Genomic DNA, 14,109 nt, shown 5'->3' with positions numbered 1-14,109 from the left:
CAGCTTTGACGCTTTGACTTCGGTATACCTATGAACCATGCCTGACATCCTGCTCATCCAGCCGCCGATCCGCGACTTTTATCTGACCGCCAAGCGCACCATGCCATACGGTTTGGCATGTATTGCGGGTGCCCTGCGCAAGGAGGGATTCAGCGTCGCCATTTTCGATTCCCTGGCCACCGATAAGGCCCGCATCATAGAATGGCCCGGCGAGATGGCCTTCTTGAAACCCTTTTACGGGCGGGAGGACCGTTCCCCGTTCGCCCTGTTTCACCATTTCCGCCATTTCGGATACAGCTTCGAGCACATCGGACACATAGCCCGGCATTCCGGCGCCCGCCTCATCGGCATCTCATCGCTCTTCAGCGCTTACAGCCACACGGCCCTGGAAACGGCCGCGGCGGTCCGTAAATTTTGCCCGGACGCCACCATCGTCATGGGCGGGCACCACCCCTCGGTGCTGCCGGAGGCGGTCATGCGCCATCCGGCGGTCGATTTCGTGTTGCGCGGCGACGGCGAGGCGACACTACCCCCCTTGGCCCGGGCCTTGCGCGACGGCGGGGATCTGGAGACCGTTGCCGGCCTGGTGCGGCGGGGCCCGAAAGGCGCCCTGATCGCCTCTCCGCCGGCGGTGGTCGATGATTTGAACGGCTTGCCTCTGCCGGCCTTCGATCTGTTGGACTGGCGCTTTTACCGTCGCTCCGGCAAAGGCAGCCTGGCCCTGTCGGCCGGCCGCGGCTGTCCGATGCGCTGTACCTATTGTGCGGTCAATGCCTCCACCTATCATGGATTTCGGGCCCGCTCGGTCGATGCGGTCATGGCCGAGATCAAGGCCGCCGACCGGATCGCCCCCCTGGGTTTCATCGATTTCGAAGACGAACACCTGACCGCGGACCGTTCATGGTTCATGGCCCTGTTGGGCGCCATCGGGGATTATTTCAAGGGCCGCTTGCCCGAACTGCGCGCCATGAACGGCATGTTCGTGCCCACCCTGGACCGCGAAATGCTCCTGGAAATGAGGCGCGTCGGGTTCAAGGCGCTGAATTTCGCCCTGATCACCACCGATAAAGGACAGCTCCGGCGCTTCGGACGGCCCGATTTGAGTGCGGACCTGGACCGGGTGCTGTCGGCGGCGGGGCGGGAGCGCTTGCACAGCGTGGCTTACCTGATCGTGGGCGGTCCGGACCAGGATCCGTTCGCATCTCTGGCCGACCTTCTTTTCCTGGCCCGGCGGCCGGTCCTGGCCGGCGTGTCGGTCTTCTATCCGGCGCCGGGCAGCGCCGATTACCAATGGTGCCGCCAACGCGGGAAATTGCCGGACCGCCCGGGCTTGTGGCGGGCATCGACCCTGCCCCTGGAACACGCCACCGACCGTCGCCAGACCGTCACCCTGCTCCGTTTGGGGCGTATTCTCAATTACATGAAACATCGGCTGGACATGGGACACGGCCTGCCGGCACCGGCAGCGCCGCCGGCTGAAATTACTCCCGACATTGACCGCGACAGCGCGGGCCGCATGCTTCTATCGGCTTTCCTGAAAGATGGCGTGATCAGGGGAATCGACAAGGACGGCCGTCTCTATGCCCACGAGGTGGATGCCGCGCTCTGCCGGGCGTTCATCGATGGTGTGGCAGGTATGTGCCTGAGAGGCGCATGTCCGGATGCAGATCAGTTCGGATGCGAGTAGGTGTTGGGCCTGCTCGTCCTATTCGTTGGGCGGGTTTCCGTCGATCCGCTCGCAAACCTGGTCTGGTTCGTAGGCCAGGTAGCTGAACAGGCGTGTTTCCAATCGAAGCGTCTGGTCCCACACCTCCTGCAGCCATCGGCGGTGTTCCTCGGTTTTGGCATAGCGGTGGAGAATGTAAACCATGCGCTCCTTGAGCGAGACCACCTGGTCGTGAAGCACCCGTTTATCGGCGTAATTGACGATTTCCGCTTCGCAGGGGGCTTCCTCCTTGAAATAGGCATCCAGGATGACGTGTTGCCGAATGATGTCGCCCACTTCCGGATAACCCAGGCCAGCCAGGTATTCACCACCGGTTCTGGAGTGGTTTTCGCCGGTGGTGAAACTGCGCGGCTTGGTGATGTCGTGGAGCAGGGCCGAGGCTTTCACCAGGGGCCGATTGAGCGCGACCCCTGCCGACAGGAGGCCGTCGGTGAGCAGCAGCGCCACGCGGCACACCAGCATGGAGTGGGCCTTGATGTGCGGCGGCATCTCCATGTCGGCCAACATGTGCATACACTCGGACCTGGGGGGAATACGCATGGGCGGTTCGCTCCTGCCAGCACTGTCGCGCATTGAGTTTCATGACACAGCAACCGGTGTGTCGATGATCACTATAACCGAGGGCCGGCGCATACGACAAGGCCATTCTGACGGCCGGGTGATCCGGATCCGGAACCGGTGGGGCCCGGCATGTTTTTCGGTTCGACGATATCGCACCAACTACGAGATTTTACGAACATCAGCTGAGGCGGCCGTTCGCCTTTCCAATTGACACTTCTGGTCCTTTTACTTATCATTTGCACGTTGCCACTGGTTCTTCTTCGCTTTTGATCCCAGCAGCCTTGAAACAGGGCCATGACGACGTCCGGACGGTAAGGGGTTGCCAACCTTGCCGCCCATGTCCATGCCATCAACCCATCAGAAGAATGACACCATGTCCATACCCGAAACACTCAACCTCGACTATATCGACGATCAATACCAGCGATATCGCCGTGACCCCGATTCGGTGGGCCGCGAGTGGCGCGTCTTTTTTTACGGCTTCGACATGGGCAGGCAGCGCAGCGAAGCCGGAACTGGCACGCCGCAGCCACCCCCCACCGGCCCAGCCGAGGGGCAGGTGGGGGAATTGATCCTGCGCTACCGTCAATTGGGCCATCTGCTCGCCTGCATGGACCCGTTGAGCGCCTGCCCCACCGAACATCCCCTGCTCTCCCTCGGTGCTTTCGGGCTCGCCGCCGGTCATCTCGAGCAGGTCTATGCCACACCGCAGTTTGCCTTTGTCGAGCAGGCCCCGCTCAAGGAGATCATCCAGATCCTCAAACAGACCTATTGCCGTTCGATCGGTGTGGAGTACATGCACCTGCAGGACCCGGACGAACGGCGCTGGCTCCAGGAGCGCATGGAACCCAATCGCAACCGGATCGACCTCTCGCGCGACGCGCAGCGCCATCTGCTCGAAAAACTGACCGATGCGGCCATGTTCGAAGCGTTTCTAAACAAGCGGTACCTGGCCGTGACCCGGTTTTCCCTGGAAGGCGGGGACGGCATCATCCCCATGCTCGACGCGATGCTGCGTCGGGCGGTCGGTCAGGGTGCCGAGGAGCTGGTGCTGGGCATGGCCCACCGGGGCCGCCTCAATGTACAGGCCAACATCCTGGGCCGTCCGGTGGAGGAGATCCTGGCCGAGTTCGAAAATTGCTATGACAGCAGCCAGTTGGTGGGGGCCGGCGACGTCAAGTACCACAACGGCTACTTAGGCGACATCGACCTGGGGGCCGACGGCCGCATCCAGGCGCTGCTGGTCAACAACCCCAGCCACCTGGAAGCGGTGGACCCCGTGGTGCTGGGTATTGCCAGGGCCCGCCAGGAGCGGCGGGGCGAAAATGGGCAACGGCAGGTGCTGCCCCTGCTGATCCACGGTGATGCGGCCTTTGCCGGCCAGGGAGTGGTGGCCGAGACGCTCAACATGAGTCAGCTCAGAGGCTACCGTACCGGCGGCACCGTGCACGTGGTGATCAACAACCAGATCGGCTATACCACCCTGCCGGAAAATGCCCGTTCCACCCGCTACACCACCGATCTGGCCAAGATGCTCATGGTCCCCATCTTCCACGTGCACGGTGAAAATCCGGAAGCCCTGGTGCAGGTGATCCGGCTGGCCGTTGACTATCGATATGCCTTCGGCAAGGATGTGGTGGTCGACGTGGTCTGCTACCGCCGATTCGGCCACAACGAGGGCGACGAGCCCTACTTCACCCAACCCCTGATGTATGACCGCATCCGCGAGCGCCCCTCCCTGCACCGGCTGTATGCCGATCAGCTGATCGAAGCCGAGGTGCTGTCCGCCGGCGTGGTGGATCGGATGGAAGAAGACGTCCTCAAACGCATGGAGGCCGCCTACGACGAAGTGCGCAACAGCGCCTGTCCATTTCCCGAGGGACGTTTCTACAGCGAGTGGGACGGCTACACGGGGCAATACACCCATGAAGCGGTCGACACCGGCGTATCGGAAGAGACGCTGATCGATCTTGCCCGCCGGATCAACACCCTGCCCAAGGATTTTTCGCCCCATTCCAAGATCAAGCTGCTGTTGCGCCGCCGCCGGGAAACCGTGGAAAAGGGAAGCGGCATCGATTGGGGCAATGCCGAAGCCCTGGCCTTTGCCAGTCTGCTCGAAGAGCGGACGGCCATCCGCCTGAGCGGTCAGGACAGCGGCCGCGGCACCTTCAGTCAGCGCCACAGTGTGCTTTTCGACCGCAAGAGCGGCGAGCCGTATGTGCCGCTTCACCACCTTTCAGAGCGGGCGGCCCGATTCGATGTGCACGACAGTCCGCTCTCCGAGGTCGGTGTCATGGGGTTCGACTACGGCTATTCGCTGGCTTCGCCGGACAAGCTGGTGCTGTGGGAAGCCCAGTTCGGCGATTTTTCCAACAATGCCCAGGGGATCATCGACCTGTTCATCGCCAGCGGTGAAACGAAGTGGCGCCGCCTGTCCGGCCTCGTCCTTCTCCTGCCCCACGGTTGGGAAGGGCTCGGCCCCGAGCATTCCAGCGCCAGGCTGGAGCGCTTCCTGCAACTTTGCGCCGACGACAACTTGCAGGTGTGCGACCTGACCACCCCGGCCCAGTATTTCCACCTGCTGCGCCGCCAGGTCCATGCCGCCTACCGCAAGCCCCTGGTGCTGATGACCCCCAAGAGCCTGCTGCGCCATCCCCAGGCCGTCTCCACCCTTGCCGACTTGAGCGGCGGGCGCTACCAGGCCGTGCTGGACGATCCGGTGCGCCCCGAGAAGGCGAGCAAGGTGATCTTCTGCAGCGGCAAGATCTTCTACCAGCTGTTGCAGCGGAGGGAGGAATTGGAGACGAGCAAAGTCGCCATCATCCGCCTCGAGCAGTACTATCCGTTTCCCGAAGCACAGCTCAAAGCGGTGCTGGCCAATTATCCGTCGGCCGAGTCCTGGACCTGGGTGCAGGAGGCACCGGAGAACATGGGCGGCTGGCAGTTCGTGCGGTCCCGCCTCGAGGCAATGGTCGGCCATGCCCTCACCTATGTGGGGCGCAAGGCCTCTTCCAGCCCGGCCACCGGTTTCCCCAATCTCTACAAGAAGCAGCAGGCGGCCCTTTCCGACGAGGCGGTGGGGCCATACGACGCCGGCGCGAAGAGTGCGGGATAAGGGGTACGTTCAAGCATCAACGACATCGAGACATGACCGATAAGGAGAGCCAATGGCCATCGAGGTGAAAATCCCCAGCGTGGGAGAATCGGTACAGGAGGCCGTTCTGACCGAATGGTTCAAACAGGACGGCGATGTGGTCGAAAAGGACGAGCCCTTGTTCGTTATCGAAACCGACAAGGTGACCCTGGAAGTCACTGCCGAGGCGTCCGGCACCCTCAAGATACAGGTACAGGCCGGTGAGACCGTGGCCGTGGGCACCGTGGTGGCCACCATAGAAACCGGAGGCGCCAAACCGGCGGCCGAAAAGAAGCCGGATGCGGCGCCCGAAGAGAAGGAGAGCCGGGATAAAGCGGGCGAGGCGGCCAAGCCGGAAAAAGCCGAGGAAAAGCCTGCGCCGGCCGAAAAGAAGGCGCCAAGTCCCGAAAAGAAAGCCCCCGCACCCGCGACCGCACCCGGTGAGTATGCCCCGGCCGTGAGGCGACTGGCCGCCGAGAAGGGCATCGACCTCTCCAGGATCAAGGGCACCGGCCCGGGCGGCCGCATCACCAAGGGCGATGTGCTTCTGGCCATGGAACAGGCGCCCGCCGGCGTACCCGAAGAGTGTGTGCCGCCGGATGAGCTGGGCCGGGAAGGCGAACCGGCCGAGGTGCGCAAGGCCATGTCGCCCATCCGCAAGCGCATCGCAGAACGGCTGCTCGAAGCCAAGCAGAACACGGCCATGCTCACTACCTTCAACGACGTGGACATGAGCCGCGCCATGGTCCTGCGAACGCAGTACAAGGATGCCTTCAAAGAGAAGCACGACATCTCACTGGGCTTCATGTCCTTTTTCGTCAAGGCCTGCGTGGCGGCCCTGCGGGAGATTCCCGAAGTCAACGGCTTCGTGGACGGCAGCGACATCGTCTACCACAACTACCAGCACATCGGCGTGGCCGTGGGTTCGCCGCGCGGCCTGGTGGTGCCGGTGATCCGCCATGCCGAGCGTTTGAGCTTCGCCGGGATCGAGAAGGCTATCGTCAACTATGTGACCAAGATCAAGGAGAATCGTCTGGAACTGGCCGACCTGGAGGGCGGGACGTTTACCATCAGCAACGGCGGCGTTTACGGCTCGCTGCTCAGCACCCCCATCCTCAACATGCCCCAGAGTGGCATCCTGGGCATGCACCGCATCGAAAAGCGGCCGGTGGTGGTCGACGAGCAGATCGTCATCCGGCCCATGATGTACCTCGCCCTGAGCTACGACCACCGCATCGTGGACGGGCGCGGGGCGGTCACGTTTCTCAAACGCGTCAAGGAGCTGGTGGAAAATCCCGAACGGCTCCTGCTGGAGGTGTAGCCATGGCAGAGACCCGCGATTATGACCTGATCATTATCGGCGCCGGCCCCGGCGGATACGTGGCGGCCGTGCGCGCCGCCCAACTGGGCCTCAAAACGGCCTGCATCGAGAAGCGGTCGCGACTGGGCGGCGTCTGCCTCAATGAAGGCTGCATTCCCAGCAAGGCCCTGCTCGATTCGAGCGAATACTATCATCTGGCCAAAGAGGGGTTGGCGGTCCACGGCATCAAGACCGGAAAGGTAAGCCTCGATCTGAAGGCCATGATGGCCCGCAAAGACCAGGTGGTGGCCGACCTGACCGACAGCGTGCGCAAGCTGCTCGAGGGCAACAAGGTGGAAATCATCCAGGGTCGCGCGCGGTTGACGGCGCCGGGACGCGTGAGCATACAGGGCGACAAGGGCAAGGCCCGGGAGGCGACCGCCCGCAACATCCTGCTCGCCACCGGCAGCACGCCCGTCGAGCTGCCAGGACTGGCGTTCGACGGGGAACGCATCGTCGATTCAACCCAAGCACTGACCCTGGACGAAGTGCCCCGTCACCTGGGCATCGTGGGCGGCGGTTATATCGGGCTGGAACTGGGATCGGTCTGGCTGCGGCTGGGCGCCAAGGTCACCGTCATCGAGATGCTGCCCAAGATCGGCACCGGCCTCGACGGCCAGGTGGCCCGCACCCTGGACCGCATTCTGCGCAAGCAGGGACTGGAAATGCGCCTGGAGACCCGCGTGGTCGAGGCCAAGACGAGCGGTCGCAAGGTGGAGGTCACCGTGGAGAAAAACGACCAGCGCGAGACCCTCGACTTCGACCGGCTTCTGGTGGCGGTGGGCCGCCGGCCGCTGACCCAGGACCTGGGTCTCTCGGAGCTGGGTATCAAGACCGACGAACGCAGCGGCCACATCCTGGTGGACGAGGGGTATCAGACCAGCGTGCCGGGCGTCTATGCCATCGGCGATCTGGTTCCCGGCCCCATGCTGGCCCACAAGGCCTCGGCCGAAGGCATCGCCGCGGTGGAAAACATGGCCGGCCGCTTCGGTGAGGTCAACTACGACGCCATCCCGTCGGTGATCTACACCTGGCCCGAGGTGGCCAGCGTGGGATTGACCCTGCAACAGGTCAAGGAGCGCGACATCCCCCACTGCGTGGGCAGCTATCCGTTCACCGGCGCCGGCCGGGCGCGCTGCATGGGCGAGACCGACGGCTTCGTCAAGCTCATCGCCCACGCCAAGACCGATCGCATCCTGGGCGTACATATCATCGGACCCCGGGCCGCGGACATGATCGCCGAGTGTGTCCTGGCCCTGGAATTCGGAGCCAGCTCCGAGGATATAGCCCGTACCATCCATGGCCACCCCACATTTTCAGAGGCGTTGCAGGAGGCCGCCATGGCCGTTCGCAAATGTTCGATCTACGCCTCTTGACCGCGCGCTGGATCGTTTGACTGAACCAGACAGGAGGATACGCGTTTGCACCCCTCGTCCCTGGATGCGCTCGAGGCCATCTTCAACCCAAAATCCATCGCAGTGATCGGCGCATCGGACACCTTCGGCAAATGGGGCCATCGCATGGTCGACCGGCCCCTGAAAACCGGTTACCAGGGCCCCATCTACCCGATCAACCCCCGTAAGAAGGAGATTCTCGGGCTCGCCGCCTACCCGAGCGTGGGGGACGTACCGGGCCATATCGACCTGGCCGTGATCACCACGCCCACGGCCACGGTTCCGGACCTGCTCAAAGGATGCGCCGCCAGGGGGATCAAGGGGGCGGTGGTGATCACCGCCGGCTTTGCCGAAACGGGCGAGACGGGGCGGCGGCTGGAAAACGAGATGATGGCTGTGGCCCGCGCCGAGGGCATCCGGATCGTCGGCCCCAATTGCATGGGTATCTTCAGCGCATCGGGCCGTCTGAGCCTCTGTTTTCAGCAAGCCCCCAAATCCGGTTCGATCTCGTTCGTCTCCCAGAGCGGCACCTTCGGGGTCTCCATCGCCCAGGTGGCCGCATCCCAGGGCTACGGCCTGAGCAAATTTGTCAGCATCGGCAACCAGGCCGACCTCGGCGTGGCCGATTACGTGGAATACCTGGCCGACGACCCCGAGACCCATGTTATCGCCCTCTATGTCGAGGGGTTCAAGGACGGTGAACGGTTTTTCCAGGTGGCCCGGCGGGCGATCCGGAAAAAGCCGATAGTCATTTACAAGGCCGGCCGGTCCGAGGCCGCCGAACGGGCGGCCCTGTCCCACACCGCATCGGTGGCCGGCTCGTCCATCGTTTTCGACAACATCTGCCGGCAGATCGGGCTGCTGCAGGTGCGCGAGTCGTTCCACCTCTTCGAGATGGCCCAGGCCCTGGCCGGCCTGCCGTTGCCCAACGGCAACCGGGTGGCGATCCTGGGCAGCGGGGGGCAGGGCGTGGTGGGCACCGACGCCTGCGCCGCACTAGGATTGGAATTGCCCCGGCTCGATTCTGACACGGCCGCGCGGATCAACGCCCTACTGCCGTCCCATGCCCCGCCGGCCCGGAACCCGGTCGATTTCGCCGGGGCCACGCGCACGGCCATGCAGGAGGCGGAGATCATCGAGCAGTTTCTTCGGCTCGACTACATCGACGGGGTGATCAGCAACGTACCGGTCAGCCCCCAACTTTTCGACAGCCATCTGGTGGTCGACCGCAGCGCTGCGGATCACCCGCCGCACATCAAGGCGGCCATCGACGGCGGCGCGCGGTATGCCGCATTGCCCGGCAAATACGGCAAACCGGTCATCTGCCTGCGTTTCGCCAACCTGGAAAACGACATCATGGAGGAGATGCTCGGCGAAGGCGGCATCCCGGTCTACAGCTCGCCCGAGCAGTGCGCCCGGGCCATGTATGCGCTGGTGCACTACGGGCGGGTGCGGGGGAAGAAAACATAAGGAAGGATTCAATACAACGAACCATTTGCATCTCCGGCCTCGTAGGGGTGGGGTTTATCCCCGCCCGAATGAAGGCCTGAAAGCATTAAAGACACGAGGTTGCGTCAATACATAAAACTTATTCACTTACGGAGGTATTCTCATGAGCGGACGTCTGGAAGGCAAGGTTGCGGTCATTACCGGGGGCACCAGCGGTATCGGTGCAGCCACGGCGGAAGTGTTTGCCGGCGAAGGGGCCAAGGTGGTCATCGCCGGCCGGTCGGAAGAAAAGGGCGCCAAACTGGCCGCCAAGCTGGGCGCCAATGTCGTCTATCAGCGTGCCGATGTCACCGAGGAGGCCGACATCAAGGCCCTGGTGGAAATGGCCGTGGATCGGTTCGGGCGCATCGACTGCATGTTCAACAACGCTGGCGGCAAGGATCGCGGCGCGCTGGACACCGTGACCATGGACGATTTTATATACAGCGCCAAGTTGTTGCTCGGCAGCGTGGCCCTCGGCATCAAATACGCTGCGGCGGCGATGAAGCCGCAGCAGTCGGGCTGCATCATCAACAACTCGAGCATCGCCGCCATCCGCAGCAACCAGGGCGGCTATCTCTACAGCGCATTGAAAGCGGGCGTGGTGCACATCACCAAGATGGCCGGCGTGCAGCTCGGGCCTTTCAATATCCGGGTCAACTCCATTGCGCCGGGCGCCATCGCCACGCCCATCTTCTGGGGCGGTTCCGAAGTGGCCAACACCCTGGATGAGGAGACCAACAAGAAGAAAATGGAAAAATTGATGAAAAACTTGGCCAATGCCACGCCCATCCCAAGGGCCGGTCTGGACAAGGATATCGCCTACGCCGCGCTCTTTCTGGCCAGCGACGAGGGCAGCTTCGTCAACTGCCACGACCTGGTGGTCGACGGCGGCCGCACCTCGCTGTTCTACGAAAAGAAATAGTCGGCTCCCCGGGCCGGCAGCGCGCCTGCCGGTCCGGAGGAAGATCGGATTCAATCCCACAGGAGGTTTCGCATGACATACGAGCAGATCCTCTTTGCCACCGAAAGCCCGGTCGCGTTTTTGACCCTGAACCAGCCCCAAAAGATCAACGCGCTCTCGCAGAAGATGATCGCCGAGATGATCGACGCCCTGACAGCCGTTTCTCAGGATGAATCGGTCAAAGTAGTGATCATTCGTGCTGCGGGCAAGCATTTCTGCGCGGGCCACGATCTGTCCGAGATGGTGGGCGCCGGCGCCCGGCGGGCCAAACAGATCTTCGAAAACTGCGGCCGCCTGATGCAGTTGATCCACGCCATGCCGCAGCCGGTTATCGCCCAGGTCCAAGGCGTGGCCACGGCCGCCGGCTGCCAATTGGTGTCGTGGTGCGATCTGGTGGTCGCCGAAGAGGGGGCGCGCTTTGCCACGCCAGGCGTCAAGATCGGACTTTTTTGCACCACCCCGGCAGTGGCCATCAGCCGTGCCATCGGCCGTAAGGCCGCCCTCGAAATGCTGCTCACGGGTCGCTATTTCCCGGCCGACGAAGCCAAGGCCCTGGGGCTGGTCAACCGGGTGGTGGCCTTGGACAAGTTGGCCGACGAGACCGAAACCCTTGCCGGACAGATCGCCGAGGCCAGCCGTTACGTCCTGGCCGTGGGCAAGCAGGGGTTTTACGCCCAGATCGATGCGACCGACCAGAAGGCCTTCGAGGTGGCCACCCAGACCATCGCCTTGAATATGCTGGCAGAGGATGCCCAGATCGGTATCAGCGCATTCATCGAAAAGAAAACGCCCGAGTGGAAAAACCGTTAACGGTGGCCATCCAAAGTGGCCAATTGGCCTATTTGTGAACGGACACGAACTACCAATGGTTGCAACATGAAACGCAGCGTCAAATTAGGCCTCATCGGTGGGATCCTGGTCGGCGGACTGGCCGTGATCGCTCTGATCGCCTCCTTTTTCAAGGGCATGCCCATCGGTACGGGCTATACTGCCAAGTATCTCTGTTCGAGCACCTTCATTTCCGGGCGCGACCCGGAACCCGTCTTTCGCGAGGATGTGCTGCCGGTCAATCCCATGGCGCACCTGGTCTCCTACGAGATCGACCCCGTCGCCAGGAGCGTCCGCGCCTCGTCGCTGGGACTCGTCTCCAGTACGGCCATCTACCGGGAGGGGTGCGGCTGTAGCCTGATCGCGAACACGACCGCGGGCGGGATGAACGCCAAGCCGCCGCTCCCCCCGGATTTCAAGCGGCTGCCGCCCGCGCGCCCGTCGGATCGACCGTGGCCGCACGGCAGCGGCGATCCGGTCGATCCGGCCGGTGTCGGCGTGGATGCCGACCGGCTGGCGCAGGTCGTGGACCAGGCCTTCGCCGAACCCGGTCCCGAGCCCAGGCGCAACACCCGGGCCGTCCTGGTGGTCTATCGCGGGCAACTGATCGCCGAGCGTTATGCCGACGGTTTTCACAAGGAGATGCCCATGCTTGGCTGGTCCATGAGCAAGAGCGTGACCAGCGCCCTGGTGGGCGTGCTGGTCGGTGAGGGCAAGCTCGATATCATGGCCCCGGCCCCAGTGCCCGAGTGGAATGATCCCAGCGATCCAAAGAGATCGATCACGACAGATCAATTGCTGCGCATGAGCAGCGGCCTCGCCTTCGACGAGGTGTACGCACCCTTTTACGACGTCACCAACATGCTTTACAGCAGCGCAGATTTTGGGGCCTTTGCCGCGGAAAAGCGGCTCGCCGCGCCGCCCGGTACGGAGTGGCAATACTCCAGCGGCACGGCCAATATCGTGGCGCGCATCGTGCGCGAGGCGGTAGCCCCGGATGCCGCCTACTATTACCCGGCGCTCTATGAGAAATTTTTCGACCGCATCGGCATGTCCAGCGCCATCCTGGAGCCGGATGCCTCGGGCACCTTCGTGGGCTCCTCCTATATCTTCGCCACGGCCCGGGACTGGGCGCGTTTCGGCCTGCTCTATCTGCAGGACGGCGTCTGGAACGGCGAGCGCATCCTGCCCGAAGGGTGGGTGGCCTATACGACCACGCCCACACCGCCGGCGCCCAAAGGGGAGTACGGCGCCATGTTCTGGCTCAATGCCGGCGCGCCGGGCGATCCCAACGACCGACGGTGGCCCGATGCCCCGCGCGACGCTTATGCCGCCGAAGGGTTCCAGGAACAGAAGGTGATCGTCATCCCATCCCGCGACACGGTCCTGGTGCGCTTCGGGGCCACCTCCGACCGAAGCACATGGAACACCAGCCGCTTTATCCACGACGTATTGGCGGCCCTGCCATGAAGGAGCCGGTATCCAGATGAAAGACGACAAACCCAGGTGCCCCTGGCCCAGCGACGATGCCCTCATGGTGGCCTATCATGACCATGAGTGGGGCGTGCCGGTTCATGACGACCGCCTCTGGATGGAACACATTACCCTGGACGCATTTCAGGCCGGTCTCTCGTGGCGTACCGTGCTGCACAAGCGCGAAGCGTTCCGACAGGTCTTTCACGGTTTCGACCCCCTGCGTATGGTGCGCATGACCGAACCGGAGATCGAAGCGGCCCTGTTGAATCCGGCCATCATCCGCAACCGCCAGAAGGTGCGCGCCGCAGTCCACAACGCTGCCTGCTTTCTGTCGCTGGCAGAGGCCCACGGATCGTTCAGCGACTTCATCTGGTCGTTCACCGACGGCCGGGTGGTGCACAACCGCTGGAAGCGGGCGGAGCAGATCCCGCCCAATACGCCGCTCTCCGACCGGGTCAGCAAGGCGCTCAAGCAGGCCGGCTTCGCCTTTGTGGGCAGCACGATCTGCTACGCTTTCCTGCAGGCCGCCGGCGTGATCAACGACCATCTGGTCGGCTGCTTCCGACACGGGGAGATCTTGGTGATGCAGCGATAGCCGCATGTGAATGAATTCCTGCTTTCGCCGGAATGCAGTCGAAGAGGCGTTTGGGCTTTTTGCGAAGCCATTTAGTGTAAAGATCGAGTACGAGCAGGCAAAAAAAGATACGGAGCACGCCATGCCCCCCATAGTTATCACCCTCCTCTCCCTGCTGGTCGGGGCCCTGCTTTCCATCTATCTGCCGATGAACAGCATGGTCTCCCGGCATTTGGGATCGGCCATCACGGCCAACATCACCTTCTTTCTCATGGCGCTGGTCACCTCCATCGTTCTGTTCGCCGTGTGGGGCGATCCCGCCAGCCTGGTGCGCCTCAGGTCCGTGCCCATCTATTTGTATCTGACCGGCTTCGTCAGTGCCTTCATCGTCCTGGCCACCACCTATCTGATCCCGCGCATCGGGGTGCGCCAGTTTTTCATCTTGACCGTGAGCGGCCAGATCCTCACCGCCCTGGTGGTCGGCCATTTCGGCCTGCTCTCCACACCGGTCGATCCACTGTCCGCCAAGAAACTCGTCGGCGCCGCCCTGGTCATGCTGGGCGCCGTTTTTTCCACGCTCTGAGCAAGGGAGGTTTTCCCATGCC

General features: G+C 63.0%; 11 protein-coding genes. 10 read left to right on the top strand and 1 reads right to left on the bottom strand.

Annotation, left to right across the window (positions count from 1 at the left end; translation table 11 throughout):
• The first annotated feature begins 37 nt into the window (after nt 1-37).
• Complete coding sequence (locus DFT_RS18335) at nt 38-1,687, top strand: B12-binding domain-containing radical SAM protein (RefSeq protein WP_054032726.1); 1,650 nt, start codon at nt 38-40, stop codon at nt 1,685-1,687.
• 18 nt (nt 1,688-1,705) lie between these two features.
• Here DFT_RS18335 and DFT_RS18330 read toward each other — a convergent pair whose 3' ends face one another.
• A complete protein-coding gene (locus DFT_RS18330) occupies nt 1,706-2,266 on the bottom strand; it encodes an HD domain-containing protein (RefSeq protein WP_054032725.1) in 561 nt (186 codons plus the stop codon).
• A 358-nt stretch (nt 2,267-2,624) separates the two neighbouring features.
• Between DFT_RS18330 and DFT_RS18325 the strand changes: the two genes are divergently transcribed.
• The 9 genes from DFT_RS18325 (at nt 2,625) to DFT_RS18285 (ending at nt 14,087) form a co-directional block, all read left to right on the top strand.
• A complete protein-coding gene (locus DFT_RS18325) occupies nt 2,625-5,402 on the top strand; it encodes a 2-oxoglutarate dehydrogenase E1 component (protein ID WP_369688337.1) in 2,778 nt (925 codons plus the stop codon).
• 52 nt (nt 5,403-5,454) lie between these two features.
• A complete protein-coding gene (gene odhB, locus DFT_RS18320; protein WP_054032724.1) occupies nt 5,455-6,741 on the top strand; it encodes a 2-oxoglutarate dehydrogenase complex dihydrolipoyllysine-residue succinyltransferase in 1,287 nt (428 codons plus the stop codon).
• Nucleotides 6,742-6,743: 2 nt separating this feature from the next.
• Nucleotides 6,744-8,156 carry a dihydrolipoyl dehydrogenase gene (gene lpdA / locus DFT_RS18315; protein ID WP_054032723.1) on the top strand — a complete coding sequence of 471 codons (1,413 nt, stop codon included), beginning with the start codon at nt 6,744-6,746 and terminating at the stop codon, nt 8,154-8,156.
• Nucleotides 8,157-8,201: 45 nt separating this feature from the next.
• Nucleotides 8,202-9,644: an acetate--CoA ligase family protein gene (locus tag DFT_RS18310; protein WP_054032722.1), complete on the top strand. Its 1,443-nt coding sequence runs from the start codon at nt 8,202-8,204 to the stop codon at nt 9,642-9,644.
• Nucleotides 9,645-9,786: 142 nt separating this feature from the next.
• On the top strand, nt 9,787-10,587 hold the full coding sequence (locus DFT_RS18305; RefSeq protein WP_054032721.1) for an SDR family NAD(P)-dependent oxidoreductase: 801 nt from the start codon (nt 9,787-9,789) through the stop codon (nt 10,585-10,587).
• 72 nt (nt 10,588-10,659) lie between these two features.
• A complete protein-coding gene (locus tag DFT_RS18300) occupies nt 10,660-11,436 on the top strand; it encodes an enoyl-CoA hydratase (protein WP_054032720.1) in 777 nt (258 codons plus the stop codon).
• Between the two features lie 66 nt (nt 11,437-11,502).
• Nucleotides 11,503-12,924 (top strand): serine hydrolase domain-containing protein, encoded by a 1,422-nt coding sequence (locus tag DFT_RS18295; protein ID WP_054032719.1) that lies wholly within the window; start codon nt 11,503-11,505, stop codon nt 12,922-12,924.
• A 16-nt stretch (nt 12,925-12,940) separates the two neighbouring features.
• Nucleotides 12,941-13,525 carry a DNA-3-methyladenine glycosylase I gene (locus DFT_RS18290; protein ID WP_054032718.1) on the top strand — a complete coding sequence of 195 codons (585 nt, stop codon included), beginning with the start codon at nt 12,941-12,943 and terminating at the stop codon, nt 13,523-13,525.
• A gap of 121 nt (nt 13,526-13,646) precedes the next feature.
• Complete coding sequence (locus tag DFT_RS18285) at nt 13,647-14,087, top strand: DMT family transporter (protein WP_054032717.1); 441 nt, start codon at nt 13,647-13,649, stop codon at nt 14,085-14,087.
• Nucleotides 14,088-14,109 lie beyond the last annotated feature (22 nt).

The organism is Desulfatitalea tepidiphila, from assembly GCF_001293685.1.
Taxonomy (GTDB): Bacteria; Desulfobacterota; Desulfobacteria; order Desulfobacterales; family Desulfosarcinaceae; genus Desulfatitalea; species Desulfatitalea tepidiphila.
Note: the sequence above shows the minus strand (reverse complement) of the source record. Positions and strands in the feature narration are given on the sequence as shown.

Bases quoted from the DNA above. Each gene is read 5' to 3' on its own strand.
- DFT_RS18325 (WP_369688337.1), top strand. From the start codon at position 2,625: ATGTCCATGCCATCAACCCATCAGAAGAATGACACCATGTCCATACCC.
- DFT_RS18290 (WP_054032718.1), top strand. From the start codon at position 12,941: ATGAAAGACGACAAACCCAGGTGCCCCTGGCCCAGCGACGATGCCCTC.
- odhB (WP_054032724.1), top strand. From the start codon at position 5,455: ATGGCCATCGAGGTGAAAATCCCCAGCGTGGGAGAATCGGTACAGGAG.
- DFT_RS18300 (WP_054032720.1), top strand. From the start codon at position 10,660: ATGACATACGAGCAGATCCTCTTTGCCACCGAAAGCCCGGTCGCGTTT.
- DFT_RS18305 (WP_054032721.1), top strand. From the start codon at position 9,787: ATGAGCGGACGTCTGGAAGGCAAGGTTGCGGTCATTACCGGGGGCACC.
- DFT_RS18335 (WP_054032726.1), top strand. From the start codon at position 38: ATGCCTGACATCCTGCTCATCCAGCCGCCGATCCGCGACTTTTATCTG.
- DFT_RS18330 (WP_054032725.1), bottom strand. From the start codon at position 2,266: ATGCGTATTCCCCCCAGGTCCGAGTGTATGCACATGTTGGCCGACATG.
- lpdA (WP_054032723.1), top strand. From the start codon at position 6,744: ATGGCAGAGACCCGCGATTATGACCTGATCATTATCGGCGCCGGCCCC.
- DFT_RS18295 (WP_054032719.1), top strand. From the start codon at position 11,503: ATGAAACGCAGCGTCAAATTAGGCCTCATCGGTGGGATCCTGGTCGGC.
- DFT_RS18285 (WP_054032717.1), top strand. From the start codon at position 13,647: ATGCCCCCCATAGTTATCACCCTCCTCTCCCTGCTGGTCGGGGCCCTG.